This window comes from Halomonas halophila, from assembly GCF_030406665.1.
Lineage (GTDB): Bacteria > Pseudomonadota > Gammaproteobacteria > Pseudomonadales > Halomonadaceae > Halomonas > Halomonas halophila.
This window is the reverse complement of the sequence record NZ_CP129121.1, coordinates 867,602-887,798: the sequence shown is the minus strand read 5'-3', so window position 1 is coordinate 887,798 and position 20,197 is coordinate 867,602. Positions and strand designations below refer to the sequence as shown.

Below are 20,197 nucleotides of genomic sequence, written 5' to 3'. Positions count from 1 at the left end.
GCATGAGTGATGCCGGCATTCTACCCGGGAAGGCGCCGCCACGGCACCGCTGCGACGGGTTTATCTCGCCCGCTCAGGCGCTTATACTAGCGCTCGTTTCGCCCCTATAGCTCAGCTGGATAGAGCGTCCCCCTCCTAAGGGGAAGGTCTCAGGTTCGAATCCTGATGGGGGCGCCACGCCTTCCTCCCCTCTTCATTTCTCTCGACACGTCCTGCTATCGACAAGATGCCCGTGCTGCTCGCCGGTAAAACCGTGCGCTTCTCGACAGTCACGCCGATGATCTCGACCGCCGACGCCACAGCGCCGACGGCCGGCAAGACGATTCAGCCCTCGCGGCCCAGACGGTCGTGGCCGTTGCCGAGGAACGGATAGTCCGTATAGCCCTCCAGGCCACCACCGTAGAAGGTGTCGGGATTGGGCTCGTTCCAGGCCGCTCCGGTACGAATGCGCTCGACCAGGTCGGGGTTGGCGATATAGGGCCGGCCGATCGCTACGGCGTCGGCGATGCCCGCCTCGATCAGGCGCTCGGCGCGCTCGGCGTCGTAGTGGCCGCAGAAGATCAGGCTGCCGGAGAAACGCTCGCGCATGCTGCGGCGGAAGTCGTCGGTGAACTGGATCTCGCCGCCGGCCCAGTCGGGCTCGTTGAGGTGCAGGTAGGCAATGCCACGGGCGGAGAGCTGCTCGGCCAGATAGTGCGCCATGGCCTCGGACTCGTCATCGGTGAGGCCGAACAGTTCGATGAAGGGCGTCAGGCGCACGCCGACGCGCTGCGGACCGACTTCCTCGGCCACGGCGTCGATGACCTCCAGCGGGAAGCGGGCCCGGTTCTCGAGCGTGCCACCGTAGCGGTCGGTGCGATGGTTGGTGCCGGTGGCCAGGAACTGGTTGAGCAGGTAGGCGTTGGCCGCATGCACCTCGACCATGTCGAAGCCGGCGCGATCGGCGCGGCGTGCCGCCTGGCGATAGTCCTCGACGATGCCCGGCAGCTCATCGATCTCGAGCGCCCGGGGCGTGCTGGTGGGATGGCGGCCGGCGCTGCCGTCCGGAAACTCGACGAAACACTGCGCGCCTTCGGCGTCGAGCGCGCTGGGCGCCACCGGGGCCTGGCCGTCCGGCTGCACCCATTCGTGGGAGACCCGGCCGACGTGCCACAGCTGCAGCGCGATGCGCCCGCCCTTGGCATGCACCGCCTGGACGACGCCCTTCCAGCCGGCTTCCTGCTCGTCGGTCCAGATGCCCGGCGTGTAGACGTAGCCGCGCGCCGTGGGTGAGATATTGGTCGCCTCGCTGATGATCATCCCGGCCCCGGCACGCTGACCGTAGTAGGCCTGCTGCGCTTCGCCGGGCACGCTGTCCGGCGTGCGGGCGCGAGTCAGCGGCGCCATGAGGAGGCGGTTGGGCAGCGTCAGCTCGCCGAGGCGAAACGGGGTCAACAGGGTATCGACGGACATGTCGCGTCTCCTTGCACAGAATCTGGTGATCTGAGCGATCTCTCATCAGCATGCAGATCGAGAGCCGCATCAGCCTGACGAGAGATATGGAGACGCTTCGCCTTTCGGACAACCCCTTCGCTTTCTATTTTTTAGCGAGAGAACATCCTAGCCGTCGTCGCTCTCGGCAGACACCTCGCAGGTGACGGCACGATTGCGCCCTTGCCGCTTGGCCCGATAGGTGGCGTCATCGGCGCGCTCGATGACCGTGGCGATACGCTCATCGCCCTCCTGAAAGCTGGTCAGCCCGAGGCTCAGCGTGACACGGAAATCGCGCCCGCCCTGGGAGACCTCGACCTCGCCGACCGCCTCTACCAGCGACTGGGCCAGCTGCTCGGCATGGGCCACCGTGCAGCTGGGCAGCAGGACCGCGAACTCGTCGCCGCCCTGGCGCGCCACGTGATCGCTGCGGCGCACTTCCCACGCCACCACCTGGGCGATGCGCCTGAGCATCTCGTCACCCAGGGCATGCCCGCCTTCGTCGTTGATCGGCTTGAAGTGATCCAGGTCGAAGAGAATCAGGGAAGCCGGATTGCCGGTCTTGCGCCAGTCCGCCAGGGCTTCCTCGAGGCGTCGCTCGAAGCCGCGGCGGTTGAGCAGTCCGGTCAGGGGATCATGCTCGGCCTCCCACTGACGAAGCGCCTCCTCCTCGCGCCGCTCGGTGATGTCCTTCACCGTGCCGACGAATCCCAGCACACGATCCTCCGCCATCGCGAGGCGAGTATGCACCTCGAGCCAAAGCGGCTCGCCGCTTCGACGGTAATAGCGAAACTGCTGCAGGAAGTCCTCGCCGCTCGCCATGCTGTGATGCCAGAGTTCCAGCACCGTGGCGCTATCGTCAGGATGGATATGGCGCATCCACTCGTGACGTGCCTCCTGGTACACCTTGAAGCCGGTCAGCTCGACGAGGGCCTGGTTCATGTAGGTCAGGGCGCCTTCGGTGTCGGTCACGAACATGCCGACCGGCGAGCTGGCGAGCACCGCATCCAGAAAGGCCTGGCGACCTTCCAGGCTGGCCAGCGCCTGGCTGCGCTCCACCTCGACGTGATTGAAGGTATCGGCCACCTGCTGGAGCTCGTGCATGCGCGTATCGAGCGACACCCGTTGCCGATGCCCTCTCCCGACCTCCTGCATCTGGCGCTTCAGCCGTAACAGAGGGCTCAACAGCCGCCACAGCAGCCAGCCAATGAGCGGCAGCAGCAGGCCGGCGACCAACACGAACCACCCCCCCAGGCGCCTCAGCCATCCTTCCAGCGGCGCGATCACCTGGTCGCGCGGCAGCGTCACGCTGACGATCCAGCCCGCCGGCCAGATCTGACGATAGGCCTTGTAACCCGCCCGTTCGCCCGACAGCAGCTCGCTCGCCTCGCCTTCCCAGCCCATCAGGGCCAGCTCCTGCCAGTCCGTCCGCTCCTCCTCGGGCAGCGTGTGCAACACCTTGTCGTCCCGGGGGTGGTAGAGGTAGGTTCCGTTGTCGCTCATCACGCTGGCATAGCCCTGTTCACCCAGCCGAAGGCGATCCAGTCGCTGGAAGAGCCCGCCCCCCTGGCTGCCCCCGTTCAGCCGCAACGCACCGCCGACCATGCCCTGGAAACGTCCAAGCTCGTCCCGCCTCGGCACGGCGAACACGACCATCGGGATGTCACTCAGCAACGAGTGAAAAGGCTCGCTGACGTAGGGGCGACGAAAGGCACGAACGTGCTGGAAGTAGTCGCGAAACGACAGATCGACCCCCTGCATATCCCGATTTTCCGGCCAAAGCGCCGAGACCCTTCCCTCGGCATCGGTGACCATGAGCCAGTCGAACCACTCGAGCAGCGCCTCGCTATGACGAAGTCCGTGCTGTGGCGACGGAACGCGATCTACGTCGAGCCGATTCGCCAGACGCTCCAGCGAACGGAGGCGCGACGCCACCTGGCTCGTCAGGTCATCGGCGATCAGCCGAGCCTCATAGCGCAGATGCGTGTTGCTGGAGGATTCGAGCAGCCTGTCGCCGGTTCGCCATCCAAAGGTGAGCAACAGGGCCATGACGACGATCCAGGTCGCCAGCAGGCCCAGCATCAGACGGCCCTTCAGCGACTGGGCATGGCGCCAGTAGGTCGAGAGTCGGAACGGCACGGATCACCTCCATATGACGGGGCCGTCACTACTGTATCAGACTAAGCTAAATTTGCTGACCTCCCCTTTTGTCGACGCCTTCGAGGACCGGCCTTCCTACACATGCTCCTGGCCGGCTACGCCGGAAAGAAGGCGAGAAAGCGAAACAACCGGGGCGTGACAGCATCGACCGGCCAGGCGCGGACAAAGCCTGGCGCCCCGTCTACGTTCGGGGCCCAGCGGTTATATGCAATATCAGGCTCGATCACGCTGTAAGGAATGCGATGGTGACGGCACTAATCAGGCAAGACCCGGCGACGGGTCCGATGCCGTACTCCACGAACATAGAGGTGTCCCATGAACATCAAGACAATGATCGCAGGCTTCCTGGCCATGCTGATGATGGGCGGCGCCGCCCACGCCATGGACTCCGAGGTACTCCAGGAAAAGATGGCCGAGATCAACGAGAAGGCCGAAGAAAGCGCCTCCGAGGATCGCGTCGCCGCCCTGGAGCAGCAGGTGGAAGACCTGCAGGAACTGATCCACATGATGATGGAGGAGGACCAGGCCAACTAATCCGCCCCGGCATACTCAGGGGCGCCCTCGGGCGCCCCGTCATGAGCTCAGCGCTTCTCGACGCGAAGCTCGTAGTTGTTGACGCCACTGTGAGCGGAACCGAACTTCTGGCCCTGCACCCGAATGCGATACTGTCCCGGCGCCAGGTCGGTGGTCAGGTCGACATCGCCGTCGAAACCCTGCCCGGCGCCTTCTGCCACCACCCGGCCCGCATCATCGAGCACCTCGAGTTCGATCCGGTAGGTGTCCTCATAGCCGCTGGGGTAGGTCGACGTCGTGATGGCAACGCTGCCCTGCTCGGCCACGTTGAAGGTCAGCACCTCGCCGCGGGCGCGGATCTTGACGTCGGTGACGATGGTCTCGAAGCCGGAGCGCTGCTGGCTCTCCGCCTCCTGCACAGGTTGAGCCGCCGGCTCGGCGCTCACTGAAGCGCTGGCGGCTTCGGTGGCAGGGGCCGTCGCCTCGGCTTGCGCCCCAGCGGCGCCGCCGCCGAGGGTGGCCACGGCACTGTCGCCGCGCACGAATACGGAATCGCCGCCCTGCCGGTTCGTGCCGGTGAAGAAGATGCCTTCGCCGTCACTGACACCGTCGTCGATGACGTTGCCCTGATTATCCAGGCCGGCCACATTGACCGAGTAGCCGTCCCCGGCGCGGCCACGGGTGCCGAAGCGATGCGCCTCGACGCGCAGCACGTAGTCGCCCGGGGCCAGCTGCTGGCGCATCTCCAGACCACCGTTCTGGCCCAATGCCTCGCCGCGGGCGATCACGTCACCGCTCTGGTCTTCCAGCACCGCGGCGATGCGATAGTCCTCGGAGTACCCTGCCGTCACCTCGCTGGTGAAGCGATAGTTCCCCGCCTCGGTCACTTCGAAGGCATGCTCGTTGACGCCACCGAACAGGAAGCTGCGACTGTGGGCATCGGTCTCGGCGTTGAACAAGCCCGTCAGATCCATGCCCTTGCCCTCCTCGCGGAAGCGCTCTTCCATCTCGCTGGCCAGCGCCGGTGCGGCGGAGAGCGTCACGCCCAGTGCCAGCAGGCTCGCGGTCACGATCGGCCGTTTCATAACACCTCACTTGCTCGTTGATTGCTCTCAATGAAAAAAGCCGATCCCGGGGGATCGGCTTTCGATATCAACCCTGCAGCAGGATACCCCTGCCAGCGGGATCAGAACAGGTAGGTGATACCCACACCAAAGCCATCATCTTCGTCATTTTCCTTGTCATACCAAGCCGCTTCGGCCCAGGTGTACATGGCGTCGGAGATGTTGTAGGTGGCACCAACAATGACCTCGTCGCGATCGTCGACATTGCTGTCGTCATAGTCGACGTTCTGGTAGGCGCCATAGACGTCACCCATGCCGTAGCCGTAGCGGGCACCCAGAGCCACGAAGTCGATGTCGCTGTCGTCAGCCTCGGCGTCGAACTTCTCGTACTTGGCGGCCAGACGCAGAGCATCGATGGTGTACTGGGCAGTCACGCCGTACTGGTCGCCCAGCTCGTAGTCGGTACCAACGATGGGGGCAGTGGTGCTGCCATTGACGGAAGTGATCTTGCCGTCGTAGTTATCCAGGTTGTCGTATGCGGCAGCGATGGAGAAAGCACCAGCGGTGTATTTCACGCCACCGAAGAAGGAGGCATTGGAGTCAGCCTCCACAGTGTGCTCAACACCCTGTCCAAGAGTACCTTCAAACTCATTTTCTTCAGCATCGCCCTTGTACTGGGTACCCACGGCGAACTGGAAGCCACTGAAGACCGGCGAGGTGTAGGTCACCTTGTCGCCTTCGCGATCATTGGTACCAACATTGGCAATGCCGCTGTTGGAATCGGAAGCGTCGAAGTACTCGTTGTTGGTGATCGGATCCTGGATCCAGTCATCGATCAGCGGATCGTAGGAACCGAGACGCACATCACCGAAGTTGCCCTTCAGGCCGACATAGGCCTGATCGCCACTGTCACGGCCCGCAACTTTCATCTCGTCGGCCTGGAAGTCGTCGAACTCGAGCTTCAGGTAGCCGGTCAGGCCGTCGTAGATGACGTGCTCGGCGGCGAAGCCGAAGGTAGAGCCGTTATCAGCGATTTCGTCTTCGCTGTCGCCAGCGGAGTCATTGGTGTTGATATAGGCAATCTGAATGTTGCCGTAGATGTCGAGCTTGGTGCCGTCCTGGTTGTAGACGGTGGCGGCCTGGGCGCCGGAGGCAGCCATGGCACCGGCGATGGCAGTCGCTAACAGTGTCTTTTTCATTGCGATAATCCTTTTGACTAGCTTGCTGTTTCGATCGATAGCCGCGCGCTCTTTTCGAGTCTTTGCGGCGGGTTTGCCGGTCTTGGTGCCGGTTCTCGTTGTTGCTCGCCTCCTCTCGGGAAGCGGCAGCAGCGAGCCTGACCACGGCGAAACCTTGTTATAGTCCAATGCTCGCAGAAGGAACTCTATACCGGGATTTGCAGGAGCGCAACAAGAAAAAAACACTGTTTTCCTTCGTCACATCCCCCGATCACCGTCAGTTCCCACCACGATCGAGGCCGAGTCGCCTCACGGCGCCTCTCCGCCGCTACCGTTCGTCAAGCGCGGCAGGGCAACGGCACCTCGCCACGCTTCACCGTGTCCTAAAACAGCGTTCGGCAGCGATGAGCGGACTCATCATGCCCCGGGGATATGACGGTTTCAAGTCAGACGATCGATGGAACAAGGCTCACCGTCAACGCTGGCGGCCCCCTCTTCAACGCCCGTTATGGCGTGCCATCAGCTCACCGAGCTTGCGGTGAAACCGGTCATCGGCGGGCTCGTCCTGGGGGGAAGGCTCGGCCGTCGCTCGAGCGGCGGCAGGCGAGGCAGCATCGGGCGCGCCGCTGGCTTCCTTCGGCTGAGAGGAAGGCTCGTCGGTACGCGACTGACGAGGCTTGCGCGCCTTCGCCGGCTTGCCCTTGCGCTGACGCTCGGCCTGCAGGCGTTCCAGCTTCCGGTGAGCATGCTCGGCGGCACCGCGATCCACCGCCCCCGCCGGCGACCCCTCGAGGTCGATCCGCTCGGCACCCTCACGCACCGATTTCAGGTAGCGCGGCAGGTTGACGTAGCAGGCCAGGGCGCGGCGTACCAGCTTCTCGGGCCAGGGCTCCAGGGCGCTCAGATCCTCGTGGATGCCGACCTTGAGCGGCCGGGTATGGCCCTTGAAGAAGGCGTCGCCGTAGCGCTGATACCACTGGGCGAGCAGGGCCTGGGGAGAAGGCGCCTCCTCGACGGGCAGCGCGGCCTGCTGTGGGACATCGGACGAGGCGGAAACGGCGGCAGTCTCTTCGGCATCCGCCTCATCGGCCGCCGGCGCCGCGGCACGATGATGCCCCATCAGGGCGGAGAGCCCGAGGCCCTGGCGGTGCGTCGAAACGGGCGGCTCCGCCACGGTCTCGTCGAGCCGGGCCTGGAGCCGCTGGGCATGCGCCTCGAGTTCACGGCCCTGCTCATCAAGCTCGCGGTTCTCCTCGACGAGTTCCAGCCGCGCCGCCTCGGACTCGGCCAGCGTCGCCTCCAGCGCCTTGATGCGCCGCGCCAGCTCATCGCGCTGCCCCTGGACCGCCTCGGCTCGCGCCTGCAGCTCGGCGTTGCGCGCTTCCAGGGCCTGACGGCTCTGCTCCAGCTCGCTCAGCCGGTTCTGCAGGGCCTGATGCTGCACCCGACCCTCGACGCGCGCCTCGAGCAATGCCTCGACGCGAGATTCCAGGGTCGCCATGAGACGACGGGGGCGTTCATCGATCAACTCCGGATCCTCCATGCATGCCCGGGGGAAGACGACTGGGTTCCATATGACGTCGCCTCAGGGCCGGCGGCGCCAGTCGTCAGTCTGTGTCACTCCGCGGCGTCTGGCAAACCCCGGCGCCGGTATTGCACGAAGTCATAGGCCGGCTGCCCCTCGGCGGGCTGGCCCGGCACGCGCTGCCGCTCTTCCCACTCGGCCTCGTCCAGTTCGGGGAAGCGGGCATCGCCCTCCACCTCGACGCCCACCTCGGTGAGATAGAGTCGGCTCGCCTTCGGCAGCGCCTGGGCATAGATCTGGCCGCCGCCCATCACCATGATCTCGTCGACGCCGTCGATGGTGGCCTGCCGGTCGGCCAGCGCCAGCGCTTCATCGAGGTCGTGGCAGACCCGCACGCCCTCGGGCTGGAAACCGGAATCACGCGTGACGACGATGTTGAGCCGCCCGGGCAGCGGCCGGCCGATGGACTCGAACGTCTTGCGGCCCATGACCAGCGGCTTGGCCTGGGTCATGCGCTTGAAGAACTTCAGGTCCTCGGGCAGGTACCAGGGCAGCTGGTTGTCCACGCCGATGACCCGGTTCGCGGACATCGCGGCGATCATAGCCACCGGGACGAGCGTCTCGTCGTTCATACGGCCACCTCTGCCTTGATGTGGGGGTGCGGGTCGTAGCCCTCGATGGCGATGTGCTCGAAGCGGAAGTCGAACAGATCGGTCACGCTCGGGTCGAGCGCCAGTCGCGGCGCCGGGCGCGGGTCACGCGACAGCTGCTCCCGGGCCTGGTCCAGGTGATTCAGATAGAGATGGGCGTCGCCCAGGGTGTGCACGAAGTCACCGGGCTCGAGGCCTGCCACCTGGGCGATCATCTGCGTCAGCAGCGCGTAGCTGGCGATATTGAAGGGCACGCCGAGGAAGATGTCGGCGCTGCGCTGGTAGAGCTGGCAGGAGAGCTTGCCGTCGGCGACGTAGAACTGGAACAGGCAGTGGCACGGCGGCAGCGCCATCTCGTCGACCAGCGCCGGATTCCAGGCCGAGACGATCAGCCGCCGCGAGCGCGGATTGGTCCGCAGCTGCTCCAGCAGATTGGCGATCTGGTCGACGTGCCCGCCGCGCGGGTCCGGCCAGCTACGCCACTGATAGCCATAGACCGGGCCCAGCTCGCCGTTCTCGTCGGCCCACTCGTCCCAGATGCGCACCCCGTTGTCCTTGAGGTAGGCGATGTTGGTATCGCCGGCCAGGAACCACAGCAGCTCGTGGATGATCGAGCGCAGGTGCAGCTTCTTGGTGGTGACGAGCGGGAAACCACGGGACAGGTCGAAGCGCATCTGGTGGCCGAACAGCGAGCGGGTGCCGACGCCGGTGCGGTCGTCGCGCTCCACGCCGTGATCGAGCACGGCGCGCATCAGGTCCAGATAGGGCTGTTCGAGGGCGGGAGGGGCGTTGGCGGTCACGGGCATGGTCGACGGCTGAAAATGGGCCACACATTCTACATGCCCGGGCGGTGGCCGCCCATAGCGGCCACCGCCCTGCTGCGCTCAGGCCGCAGCGTCGACCCTGGCATCCACCGGCCGGCCGCGGGACCAGGCCATCAGTGCCACGCCGGCGATGATCATCGGCAGCGACAGCAGCATGCCCATGGTCAACCAGTCGAAGGCGATGAAGCCGAGCTGCGGGTCCGGGCGACGCACGAACTCCACGCCGAAGCGGAACACGCCGTAGAGCGTCAGGAACAGCCCCGACACCAGACCACGACGGCGCGGCGTGGCCGAGACCCACCACAGCACCGCGAACAGTACCGCCCCTTCCAGCACCGCCTCATACAGCGATGAAGGATGGCGCGGCTCGTTCCCCAGACCGGGGAACACCAGCCCCCAGGGCAGGTCGGTGACCCGGCCCGGCAGCTCGTGGTTGATGAAGTTGCCGATGCGCCCGGCCCCCAGGCCAATCGGCACCAGCGGGGCGACGAAATCGGTGAGGGTGAAGAACGCCAGCCGCTTCTTGCGAGCGAAGTAGAGCGAGGCCAGCAGCACGCCAATCAGGCCGCCGTGGAAGCTCATGCCGCCGTCCCAGACGCGCAGGATCCACAGCGGATCGGCCAGCCACTGGTCGAGGCCGTAGAACAGCGCATAGCCCAGCCGTCCGCCGAGCACCACGCCCAGGGCGGCATAGAAGATCAGGTCACCCACATCGTCGCCATTGAGGCCGATGCGAGCGGCGCGGCGGCGGCCCAGCCACCAGGCGGCGATGAAGCCGATGACGTACATCAGGCCATACCAGTGAACCTGGAGCGGACCAAGCGAGATGGCCACGGGGTCGATATCGGGATAGCGCAGCATGGGGGCCTCGAACGATGCGGGGAAGAAAGGTAAGGACAGGGGCAGACCGCGGTGGCGCCGCGGTCGGGATCATAGCAGCAAGCCGGGGGCGACCGTCACCGGCAGGCCGGCGAAGGAGAGGCACCGCTGGCGAACGGGAGGCGGCTCATGCGTCGTCCTCCCCGGCCAGGCGCCCCGGCAACCAGTGTTGCACGCGATCCAGCAGGTCCTGGGGACGATAAGGCTTGGCCAGGTAGTCATCCATGCCGGCCTCGCGGAAGCGTCGGCGATCGCTTTCGCCGGCATTGGCGGTCAAGGCCACCAGCACGCTGCGCCCCCGATCGCCACGCTCGGCCTCGCGGGCCCGCCAGGCGCGGCAGGTCTCCACGCCGTCCAGGCCGGCCATGTAGATATCCAGAAAGACCAGGTCGAAAGGCGACGCCTCCAGGCTGTCGAGGGCTTCCCGGCCGCTGGTGGCCGTGACCACCTCGAGGCCCCGCCCCTCCAGCACCTTGCGCGCCAGCATCAGGTTGACCGGGCCATCGTCGACGACCAGCACCCGGGCGGCGGACGGTGGCGGCAGCGCTGCCTCCGTCGATTCCGGGTCGCCGAGGTTCTCCAGCAGCACCGCGGTCTCCGCCAGCCGCTCCCGCAGCCCCGCCAGGGCGTTCCGCTCCGCGTCACCGTCCGGGCGCTGGAAACGCTCGCCCTGCAGCACCTCGGACACGGAAGCCATCAGCGGCTGCAGCATCTGTTGCAGGTGGCTGAGATAGCCGGACTTGAGCCGCGACTCCTCCTGGGCGCGCACACGCCCGGTCTCGAGCCGAGCCAGGCGGCCCTGCTGGGCCTGAAGGTCATCATTGAGGCGACGCTCCACGCCGCGCACGGCCTCCAGCTCGGCCTGCCAGCGCTCGCCGAGGGCATCGCAGCTCTCCGCCACGGCCTCGAGGCGTCGCTCGAGCGGCAGGCCGGCATCCTGAAGCCGTCCCGCCCCGGGGGCATCGTCGCCGCCGATGGCGACCAGCCGCTCGTTCAGCCGGCCGAAGGCCGCCTCGACCCGAGCTTCCTCGGCGCGGAGGCGCTGGCGCAGCAGCATCAGGAAGGCCGTCACGTTGAGGCCGCTGCCGACCGCCAGCACCAGCAGCCACCAGAACGTATCGCCCCAGGAGACCGGCGACAGCACCAGCCAGCGGCCACTCAGCCCCACCGCCAGCCACAGCCCCACCAGCACGACCTGGAGGACCAGCAATGGCCAGAGAATCGGCGTGACCAGGCGTGGCCAGGCCCGTTCCTTGTCGTTCTCGACACTCATCGTCATCCCTGTATCGCGTCGATTGTCGTCGGCAGAGTGTACGATGCCGGGCGGACCCTGTCATGACGGGGCTTTGCGCGCGTCGACGAGCGGGGTAGTCTGGCAGACATGTGCCTGATCGCCCTCGCCCACCGGCCCGACGCCTCCGTCGTGCTGCGCCTGGTGGCCAACCGTGACGAGTTCCACGCCCGCCCCACCGCGCCGCTGGCGGCCTGGGACGATGCTCCCGGCATCCTCGGCGGCCGCGACCTGCAGGCCGGCGGCGGCTGGCTCGCCGTGCACCGCCGCGGGCGCTTCTCCGCCGTGACCAACGTCCGCGACCCGGCGCTTTCGGCCCCCGAAGACGCCCCCAGCCGCGGCGATCTGGTGCGCTCGGCCCTGGAGGCCGACGACCTCGAAGGCTGGCTGGGTGCGCTCGCCGACGGCGGCGCTCGGCGCTACGCGGGCTTCAACCTGCTGGTCGGCGACGGCCGGCGACTGTGGTATCTCCATCGCGGCCGCGACCGTGTTCGGCTCGAGCGCCTCGCCCCCGGCCTGCACGGCCTCTCCAATGCCGAACGGGACACGCCCTGGCCGAAGCTGATGGCCGCGCGCCGCGGGCTCGCCGACAGCCTGGGAAACGGTCGCTGGCCGGATGACGCCCTGGCGCCGCTCGCCGATTCTCGCGAGGCCGAGGACCCACGACTGCCGGACACCGGCGTGGGCCAGGCACTCGAACGCCGCCTCTCGGCGGCGTTCATCGTCGGCCAGGACTACGGCACCCGGGCCACCAGCTGGCTGGAATGGCGCGCCGACGGCCGGCTGACCCTCGGCGAGCGACGCTTCGGCCCGAACGGCATCGCGCTCGGCGAACATCGGCTGACGCTCGAAACGCCACCGCCGGGCGGCGTCAGGCGCGCCTGAGCCGGGCGTCAGGCGTCCTTGGGCGGCAGCAGGTGGGCGAGCTGCCAATCGCTCATGCGCGCCTCCAGGCAGCGCCTGACGCCCAGCGGCGAGGATTCGGCCAGGGCGTCTTCCACCAGCGCCTGCGCCGACGCCAGGCTGACGCGGCGGATGGCGGCCCGTACCTTGGGCAGGCTCGGCGCGTTCATCGACAGCGCATCGAAGCCCATGCCCATCAGCAGCAGGGCTCCGGCCGGATCGGCCGCCAGCTCGCCGCATACCGAGATCGGCACCTCCAACGCCGTCGCCTCACGCGCCAGGCGTGCCATGGCCGACAGCACCGCCGGGTGGCAGGCGTCGTAGAGATCCGCCACCCGGGGGTTGTTGCGATCCACCGCCAGCAGGTACTGGGTCAGGTCGTTGCTGCCCACCGAGAAGAAGTCCACCCGCTCGGCCAGGGCATCGAGCTGATAGAGGGTCGCGGGCACCTCGATCATCGCACCGACCTTGGGCCTGACCACCTCGACGCCGTCCTCGCCGAGTTCGCGGATGGCCCGGTCCAGCAGGCGCAGGGCGTCATCGACCTCATCGACGTTGGTGATCATCGGCAGCAGGATCTGCAGGTTGTCGAGCCCCTGGGAGGCCCGCAGCATGGCCCGCAGCTGGACCATCAGCACCTCGGGATGGTCCAGGGTGACGCGAATGCCCCGCCAACCGAGGAAGGGGTTGGCCTCCTCGATGGGGAAGTACGGCAGATCCTTGTCGCCGCCGATGTCCAGGGTGCGCATCACCACCGGCAGCGGGGCGAAGCCCTCCAGCTGCTCGCGGTAGAGCCGGGTCTGCTCCTGCTCCCCGGGGAAACGTTCGGTGATCATGAACGGCACTTCGGTGCGATACAGCCCCACCCCGCCGATCCGCGACTTGAGCGATGCCATGGCGTCCACCGCGAGGCCGGTGTTGACCAGCAGCCGCACGTCGTGACCGTCCGGCGTGCGACTCGGCAGATCCTGTTCGTGCTCGAGCAGCTCCGAGAGCGCCCGCTCCTCCTCGATCAGGCCTTCGTAGTGGCTCTCGATATCGGGGCTCGGACGCACGAACAGCCGCCCGCGGTGGCCGTCGAGCACCAGTCTGGCGCCGTTGAGCCTGGGCAGCGGCAGATCGACCATGCCCAGCACGGTGGGAATACCCATGGCGCGGGCCACGATCGCCACATGGGACGTGCTGGAGCCGCGCACCGAGACGATGCCCGCCAGCTTGTCCCGCGGCACCTCGCCGAGCATCGCCACGCTGATCTCGTCGCTGACCAGCACGGTGCGCTCCGGATACACGTCGGGCGTCGCGGAGGTGTTTTCCTGCAGATGGGCCAGCACGCGCCGCCCCAGGTCGCGCACGTCCGCCGCCCGTTCGCGCAGGTAGTCGTCGCTCACTCGCTCCAGGTACTGCACGTGGCGACGCACCACGTCGGCCAGCGCCCCGGGGGCCCACTGTCCCTCGCGGATGCGCTTGACCACCTCCTGGAACAGCGCCTCCTCGCCGAGCATCTGCTGATAGACGTCGAACAGCGCCAGTTCCTGGGCGGAAATGCGGTTGGCCAGGCGCTCGCCGGCGGCGCGTATCTCGTCGCGAACCCGACCGATCGCCTCGCTGAGCCGCTCGATCTCGTACTCTTCGTCGGTGGGGATGAGGTCGGGCACGCTGTCGAGATCGGCGGGCGGCGCGATCACCACCGCCTCGCCGATGGCCATGCCCGGCGAGGCCGCGACCCCGGTGAAGGTGGCCTGACCGCCGGGCAGCGACGGCCGAGTCAGGCTGCCGGTGGCCAGCGCATGAGCCAGCACGCCGGCGAGCTGTGCGGCCATCGTGACCAGGAAGGCCTCGTCGGCCTCGTCGAAGCGACGCTTGTCGGCCTGCTGAACCACCAGCACGCCGAGCATGCGACGCTGATGGATGATCGGCACGCCGAGGAAGCTGGAATAGCGCTCCTCGCCGGTGGTCTCGAAGTAGCGGAAATAGGGATGGGCCCGGGCGTCCTCGAGATTGAGGGGTTCCTCCCGCTGGGCCACCAGCCCGACCAGGCCCTCGCCCACCGGCAGGCTCACATGGCCCACGGCCTGGGTGCGCAGGCCGATGGTCTCCATCAGCACCAGGCGGTCGAGCTGGGTATCGAAGAGGTAGAAGGAGCATACGTCGGTACGCATGGCCTTGCGGATGCGCCGCACCATGGTCGACAGGGCGGCCTCCAGATTGCGAGCCCCGTTGACCTCCAGGATGATGCGGCGCAGTACCTCGAGCATCGGCGTTTTACTGTCCATTGTCGTTATGCCTCGCTGAGGGTATAGCCGGGGCCGAGCCCGGCGCGTGTCGTGGCGTCAGCCATGCCCCAGCGCCAGGCGCTGGGCGCGCGGTGACAGCTCGCGCAGCGCGCGCCGGTAGACCTCGCGCTTGAAGGGCACCACCTGGCCCAGCGGGTACCAGTAGCTGACCCAGCGCCAGCCGTCGAACTCCGGTTTGGCCGCACCGCCATCCATGCTGATGCGGGTCTCGCCACAGCGGATCCTGAGCAGGAACCACTTCTGCTTCTGGCCGATGCACACCGGCCGGGAACGGGTTCTTACCATGCGGCGCGGTAGGCGGTAGCGCAACCAGCCTCGGGTACAGGCAAGCACCTCGACGTCATCGGCCGTCAGGCCGACCTCCTCGTAGAGTTCGCGAAACAGTGCCTGTTGCGGTGTCTCGTTCGCCTTGATGCCTCCCTGGGGAAACTGCCACGCATTCTGCCCTACCCGACGCGCCCATAGCAGTTGCCCTTCGTCGTTGGCGAGAATGATGCCAACGTTGGGGCGAAAGCCATCTGCGTCGATCACGGACTTCACCTTATGAATCCAGTCTTCACTGCATTCTTCCACAAGGCCGTGAAACGTATCAATACACCAATGGGGCCATGCTCGTAGGGGCCGGGCGGTTCTGCCATAATCCCTGGCTCGACGCGACAACGATACCGACGCGCCCCGACCCGCGACGCGCGCCCGACAACCAAGAGGAAAGCCGTGAGCCTCGCCATCTTCGACCTGGACAACACCCTGCTCTCCATCGACAGCGACCACGCCTGGGGGGAGTTCCTGCTCGAGCAGGGCGCCGTGGACCCGGTGGCCTACAAGGAAGCCAACGACCGCTTCATGGCCGACTACGAGGCCGGCACCCTGGACATGAACGAATTCCTGGCGGTGGCGCTCAAGCCTCTGGCCGACAACTCTCCTGCACAGCTGGCGGCCTGGCACCAGCAGTTCATGGCCAGCAAGATCGAGCCGCACATCCTGCCCCGCGGCGAAGAGCTGATCGCCCGCCACCGGGCCAGCGGCGACACCCTGCTGATCGTTACCGCCACCAACCGCTTCATCACCGGCCCCATCGCCGAGCGCCTGGGCATCGACGAGCTGATCGCCGTGGAACCGGAGATGGTCGACGGGCGCTACACCGGCCGGGTCAGCGGCGTACCGAGCTTTCGTGAAGGCAAGGTGACGCGCCTGGAGCAGTGGCTCGAGCAACGCGAACTCTCCCTGCACGGCGCCTGGTTCTACAGCGATTCCCACAACGACCTGCCGCTGCTGGAGCTCGTCGACCACCCGGTGGCCGTGGACCCGGACGACTCGCTTCGCCAGGCCGCCGAGCAGCGCGACTGGCGGATCATCAGCCTGCGGGACTGAGCCGGCCCGGCTTCGCCGGGAGCTCGGAGCTCGAAGCTCGAAGCTCGAAGCCATAAGAAAACCCCGCCAGGAGTCGCCTGAGCGGGGTTTTCTGTTTTTCCTTCCAGGCGCGCAGCGCCGCTCTTCAAGCTTCAGGCTTAGAGCTTAGCCAAGCAGATGCTCCACCGCGGCACGCTCTTCGCGCAGCTCGTTCTCGGTGGCGGTCATGCGCTCGCGGCTGAAGTCGTCGACCGCCAGGTCCTGCACGATCTCGTACTTGCCGTCCTTGCACACCACCGGGTAGGAATACATGATGCCCGGCTCGATGCCGTAGCTGCCGTCGGCCGGGATGCCCATGCTGACGATGCCGTCGCTGCCCAGCGCCCAGTCACGCATGTGGTCGATGGCCGCGGACGCCGCGGAGGCGGCGGAAGAGGCACCGCGGGCCTTGATGATGGCCGCGCCGCGCTGCTGCACGGTGGGGATGAAGTCGTTCTCGTACCAGTCGCGCTCGACCAGCTCCAGGGCCGGCTTGCCGTCGACCTTGCAGTGGGCCAGATCCGGATACTGGGTGGCGCTGTGGTTGCCCCACACGATCATCGACTCGACGTCGGTGCTGTGCTTGCCGGTCTTCTGGGCCAGCTGGGTCAGGGCGCGGTTGTGGTCCAGACGCATCATGGCGGTGAACTGGCCGGCATCGAGGTCCGGCGCGTTGCAGGACGCGATCAGGGCATTGGTGTTGGCCGGGTTGCCCACCACCAGCACACGCACGTCGCGGCTGGCGACGTCGTTCAGGGCCTTGCCCTGGGCAGAGAAGATGGCGGCGTTGGCTTCCAGCAGGTCCTTGCGTTCCATGCCCGGACCGCGCGGACGGGCGCCGACCAGCAGGGCGAAATCGGCATCCTTGAAGGCGACGTTGGGGTCGTCGGAGGCGACGATGTCCTGCACCAGCGGGAAGGCGCAGTCGTTGAGTTCCATCACCACACCGTTGAGCGCGTCCATGGCCGGCGTGATCTCGAGCAGCTGCAGGATGACCGGCTGGTCCTTGCCGAGCATGTCGCCGGAGGCGATGCGGAACGCCAGGGAGTAGCTGATCTGGCCGGCAGCGCCGGTAATGGCAATACGGACGGGGTCTTTCATCGTGGCTCCTTCGGTTGTCGCCGTGAGGATCGGCCGGGGCGCCTGAGCGGCCCGGCCAGGATCAAAACCGAGGGAAATGGTATGCCTGCGCTGCACAAAACTCAATTCGACGTGCGACGCACTCGCAGGAGGCCAGGATCAGGCGCCGCTGGAGGCGCGAACCTCGGGGGCGTGTGCCGCGTGCAGTCGGGCGATCAGGCGGTCCTCCAGGGAGAAGCGCTCGCCGAGCCCCTTGGACAGGCGATCCAGCCAGGCCGGCAGCCGCGTCAGATAATGCTGGCAGCGTACCGGCGTGGCGTAGTCCTCGTCGAAGGCCAGCACCAGCTCGGTGGACATCTCGAGACGCTCGAGCAGGCGATCGGCGAGTTCGAGGGCGCCGCCGTCCTCGAAGGCCTCGGCCTCGGCCTTGAGCTGGGGGTAGATCTCGAAGTGCCCGGCGCTGATGTAGTCCATCAGCAGCTCGCTGAAGGCATCGATACGTGGCTTGGTGATCTCCTCCAGGTCGGCGTCACAGGCCGCCTTGAGCTCGTCGAAGTGCGCCAGTAGCGTGCGCCGCTCGCCGAGCCAGCGATCGATCAGCCTGTGAACGCCTCCCCAGCGCTCCTGCGCGCTCTTGCAGTCTTCCAGCATGGTGCTTCCCTCGCTCGATGAATCCGACCTCGGACACCCAACCGCCCGGTGGAGACTCAGAGTCCTCCCTGGGGCGGGCGCTGTCAATCCTGCGGCGCATCCTCCGACCAACGATAGCCGGTGCGCGACCGGCAGGCACGCCACAGCAGCCCCAGCGGCACCACCGCCAGCATCGCGAAGCCGATCAGCGTCCAGCCCGGCAGCGACAGCCCCAGGAAGCGCGCGCTGATCTCGGCACACTCGCCGGAGGCGTTGAGCACCATGGACACCACCTGCTGCAGGGGCAGCACCTCCATCATGTAGTCGAGGCCGGGGCCGCAGCTCGGCACCTCGTCGGCGGGCAGCGACTGCAGCCACAGGTGACGCCAGGCCAGGCCGATGCCGGTGCCCACCGCCCCCAGCGACAGCAACCCGTAGAGCGCCCCACCGAGGCGCCCTTTCGGGTCGTGCAGTGCCGCCACGGCGAACACCACACCGGCGGCGATCACCGCCACCCGCTGGAAGATGCACAGCGGGCAGGGCTCTAGCCCACCGAGGTGCTCGAGGCCCAGGGCCACCGCCATCATCATCACGCAGAAGGCCAGGCCCACCAGGCTCCAGCCGCGCACGCGCGCCTCGCGCATCGCATCGATCATGCTGCACCCCCCGAACGCAGCGGGCTGAAGGCGCGAGACTCACGCGCCCGGGCGAAGTAGTCGGCCAGGAAGTCGGCGAAGGGTTCGACGTCGGCGGCCTCGATGTCGCCCTGCTGCTGATGGGAGGTCTCCACCAGCTGGTCGAACAGCGCCTCGCGGGCGCGCTCGATGGGCTCCTCCCGCAGGCGCTCGCCCTGCTCGCCGGCCAGCGCCAGGATCGCCTCCACGAACTCCTCGCCGCCGGTTTCCAGGCGCTCGAGCATCCGCCCGGACGGCGTCAGCGACGGATCCTCGAGGCGTGGCGCCAGCGCCGCCAGGGCGGCGGCGTGGGGCGCACCCTCCTCGAGACGATCCAGCAGCGCGGCGATCTCGCCGAGCCCCTTGAAGATATCGCCGCCCCAGTCGGCGATGGAGCGCTTGGCGCCGTGGTGATCCAGGCGCAGCTCGGGGTCGCGGCCGCGGGACACCACCAGGCGGCGGTTGAAGTCCAGGTGCTCGCACTCCTCGTCGGAGATCCAGGGGCTCTCGGTGAGCAGGCACCACAGCAGGAAGACGTCGATGAAACGGCTCTGGTGGGCGTCGATGCCGAGCGGATCGAAGGGGTTGAGGTCGAGGCAGCGCACCTCGATGTACTCCACGCCGCGGGCCTCCAGCGCCTGGCTGGGCGTCTCGTCGTGGCGCGCTACCCGCTTGGGCCGGATGTCGCTGTAGTACTCGTTCTCGATCTGCAGGATGTTGGCATTGAGCTGGCGCCACTCGTCGTCCACGCGCACGCCGCGGGCCTCATAGTCCGGCCAGGGCGTGAAGATAGCGTGGCGCAGGGTGTTGACGTAGTTCGACAGCGAGTTGAAGCAGATCTTGAGCTGCTCCTGCACCTTGTTCTGGTAGCCCAGGTCGGACATGCGCAGGCTGGTGGCGTAGCGCGAGACCAGCGTCTGGTCAGCGTGGGGCTCGAGCCCCTCCGGCACCCGACCGTCGGGCAGGAAGCTGCGGTCCACCGCCGGCGAGGCGCCGAACAGGTACAGCAGCAGCCAGCTGTGGCGGCGGAAGTTGCGGATCAGCGCGAAATAGCGCGCCGAGCGATAGTCCTGTATCGCCGTCTCGCCCTCGCCGTCGAGTTCGCGCAGCAGCGCGAACAGGTCGTCGGGCAGCGAGACGTTGTAGTGCACCCCGGCGATCGCCTGCATGATGCGCCCGTAGCGCACGTCCAGGCCGCGGCGATAGACGTGTTTCATGCGACCCACGTTGGAGTCGCCGTAGTCGGCGATCGGCACGCTGTCGTTGCCGTCGAGCCGGGCCGGCATGCTGGCCGGCCAGATCCGCTCCTCGCCCAGCTGGCGATAGCTGAAGCGATGCAGGTCGGCGAGGAAATCCAGGGCGTCTTCCGGGCGGCTGTAGACCGGGGTGATGTACTCCAGCAGCGCTTCGGAATAGTCGGTGGTGATGTGCGGATGGGTGAGCTTGGAGCCCAGCGCCCGGGGATGCGGGCTCTGAGCGATGCGCCCCGCGCCGTCGACGCGCAGCCCTTCCTTCTCGATACCGCGGCGCAGACGACCGAAACGCCCCTGGTCGGCCAGCCGGCCGAGGCGCTCGATGTGGGGGGAAAGCGATTCGGACAAGGTGATCACCCCGTGTCGGGGACGCCGATGCCGGCGTCCCGGTGGACGTTTCGGGCGCCGCGGCACCCGCAA

Annotated in this window: 18 protein-coding genes and 1 tRNA gene; 4 read left to right on the top strand and 15 right to left on the bottom strand. The window is 67.2% G+C overall.

What is annotated here, in order from left to right; genetic code table 11:
- The first annotated feature begins 100 nt into the window (after positions 1-100).
- A tRNA-Arg gene (locus QWG60_RS04040) sits at positions 101-177 on the top strand.
- 147 nt (positions 178-324) lie between these two features.
- Here QWG60_RS04040 and QWG60_RS04035 read toward each other — a convergent pair.
- Both QWG60_RS04035 and QWG60_RS04030 read right to left on the bottom strand, forming a co-directional pair.
- Entirely contained in the window at positions 325-1,452 is a 1,128-nt protein-coding gene (locus QWG60_RS04035; protein WP_107182273.1) for an alkene reductase, read from the bottom strand.
- A gap of 147 nt (positions 1,453-1,599) precedes the next feature.
- Positions 1,600-3,609, bottom strand: coding sequence for a sensor domain-containing diguanylate cyclase (locus QWG60_RS04030; protein ID WP_146909044.1), 2,010 nt, complete (start codon positions 3,607-3,609; stop codon positions 1,600-1,602).
- Positions 3,610-3,945: 336 nt separating this feature from the next.
- On the opposite strand from QWG60_RS04030, the gene QWG60_RS04025 reads away from it, so the two are divergent.
- On the top strand, positions 3,946-4,164 hold the full coding sequence (locus tag QWG60_RS04025; RefSeq protein WP_146909042.1) for a hypothetical protein: 219 nt from the start codon (positions 3,946-3,948) through the stop codon (positions 4,162-4,164).
- 47 nt (positions 4,165-4,211) lie between these two features.
- On the opposite strand, the gene QWG60_RS04020 is transcribed toward QWG60_RS04025, so the two are convergent.
- From QWG60_RS04020 to QWG60_RS03990, 7 genes are all read right to left on the bottom strand, one after another.
- A complete protein-coding gene (locus tag QWG60_RS04020) occupies positions 4,212-5,228 on the bottom strand; it encodes a hypothetical protein (RefSeq protein ID WP_146909040.1) in 1,017 nt (338 codons plus the stop codon).
- A 101-nt stretch (positions 5,229-5,329) separates the two neighbouring features.
- Positions 5,330-6,406, bottom strand: a complete 1,077-nt coding sequence (locus QWG60_RS04015; protein ID WP_146909038.1) for a porin — start codon at positions 6,404-6,406, stop codon at positions 5,330-5,332.
- Between the two features lie 475 nt (positions 6,407-6,881).
- Positions 6,882-7,913, bottom strand: coding sequence for a ProQ/FINO family protein (locus QWG60_RS04010; protein WP_246124675.1), 1,032 nt, complete (start codon positions 7,911-7,913; stop codon positions 6,882-6,884).
- Between the two features lie 89 nt (positions 7,914-8,002).
- Positions 8,003-8,542, bottom strand: a complete 540-nt coding sequence (locus QWG60_RS04005) for a dihydrofolate reductase (RefSeq protein WP_146909036.1) — start codon at positions 8,540-8,542, stop codon at positions 8,003-8,005.
- On the bottom strand, positions 8,539-9,366 hold the full coding sequence (locus QWG60_RS04000) for a thymidylate synthase (protein WP_146909034.1): 828 nt from the start codon (positions 9,364-9,366) through the stop codon (positions 8,539-8,541). The genes QWG60_RS04005 and QWG60_RS04000 overlap by 4 nt, the downstream gene beginning before the upstream one ends.
- 78 nt (positions 9,367-9,444) lie before the next feature.
- Positions 9,445-10,245 (bottom strand): prolipoprotein diacylglyceryl transferase, encoded by an 801-nt coding sequence (gene lgt, locus QWG60_RS03995; RefSeq protein ID WP_146909031.1) that lies wholly within the window; start codon positions 10,243-10,245, stop codon positions 9,445-9,447.
- 145 nt (positions 10,246-10,390) lie between these two features.
- A complete protein-coding gene (locus QWG60_RS03990; RefSeq protein ID WP_290130918.1) occupies positions 10,391-11,536 on the bottom strand; it encodes a response regulator in 1,146 nt (381 codons plus the stop codon).
- 108 nt (positions 11,537-11,644) lie between these two features.
- Here QWG60_RS03990 and QWG60_RS03985 point away from each other — a divergent pair, with 108 nt between their 5' ends.
- Positions 11,645-12,439: an NRDE family protein gene (locus QWG60_RS03985; RefSeq protein WP_146909027.1), complete on the top strand. Its 795-nt coding sequence runs from the start codon at positions 11,645-11,647 to the stop codon at positions 12,437-12,439.
- Between the two features lie 8 nt (positions 12,440-12,447).
- Here the strand turns inward: QWG60_RS03985 and ptsP are convergent, their stop codons facing one another.
- Together ptsP and QWG60_RS03975 are read right to left on the bottom strand one after the other, a co-directional pair.
- Complete coding sequence (gene ptsP / locus QWG60_RS03980; protein WP_146909068.1) at positions 12,448-14,712, bottom strand: phosphoenolpyruvate--protein phosphotransferase; 2,265 nt, start codon at positions 14,710-14,712, stop codon at positions 12,448-12,450.
- Between the two features lie 75 nt (positions 14,713-14,787).
- Complete coding sequence (locus QWG60_RS03975; protein ID WP_035594262.1) at positions 14,788-15,282, bottom strand: RNA pyrophosphohydrolase; 495 nt, start codon at positions 15,280-15,282, stop codon at positions 14,788-14,790.
- 183 nt (positions 15,283-15,465) lie between these two features.
- Here QWG60_RS03975 and QWG60_RS03970 point away from each other — a divergent pair, with 183 nt between their 5' ends.
- Entirely contained in the window at positions 15,466-16,122 is a 657-nt protein-coding gene (locus tag QWG60_RS03970) for a histidinol-phosphatase (protein ID WP_035594203.1), read from the top strand.
- A gap of 144 nt (positions 16,123-16,266) precedes the next feature.
- On the opposite strand, the gene QWG60_RS03965 is transcribed toward QWG60_RS03970, so the two are convergent.
- The 4 genes from QWG60_RS03965 to gshA all read right to left on the bottom strand — a co-directional run bounded on the left by QWG60_RS03965 (position 16,267) and on the right by gshA (position 20,134).
- Positions 16,267-17,241, bottom strand: a complete 975-nt coding sequence (locus QWG60_RS03965; protein ID WP_046079203.1) for a malate dehydrogenase — start codon at positions 17,239-17,241, stop codon at positions 16,267-16,269.
- 138 nt (positions 17,242-17,379) lie between these two features.
- Positions 17,380-17,871, bottom strand: a complete 492-nt coding sequence (gene rsd, locus QWG60_RS03960; protein WP_035594197.1) for a sigma D regulator — start codon at positions 17,869-17,871, stop codon at positions 17,380-17,382.
- An 83-nt stretch (positions 17,872-17,954) separates the two neighbouring features.
- A complete protein-coding gene (locus QWG60_RS03955; protein WP_107182266.1) occupies positions 17,955-18,506 on the bottom strand; it encodes a disulfide bond formation protein B in 552 nt (183 codons plus the stop codon).
- Positions 18,503-20,134: a glutamate--cysteine ligase gene (gene gshA, locus QWG60_RS03950; protein WP_046079205.1), complete on the bottom strand. Its 1,632-nt coding sequence runs from the start codon at positions 20,132-20,134 to the stop codon at positions 18,503-18,505. Before gshA ends, QWG60_RS03955 begins: the two co-directional genes overlap by 4 nt.
- Positions 20,135-20,197: the final 63 nt, after the last annotated feature.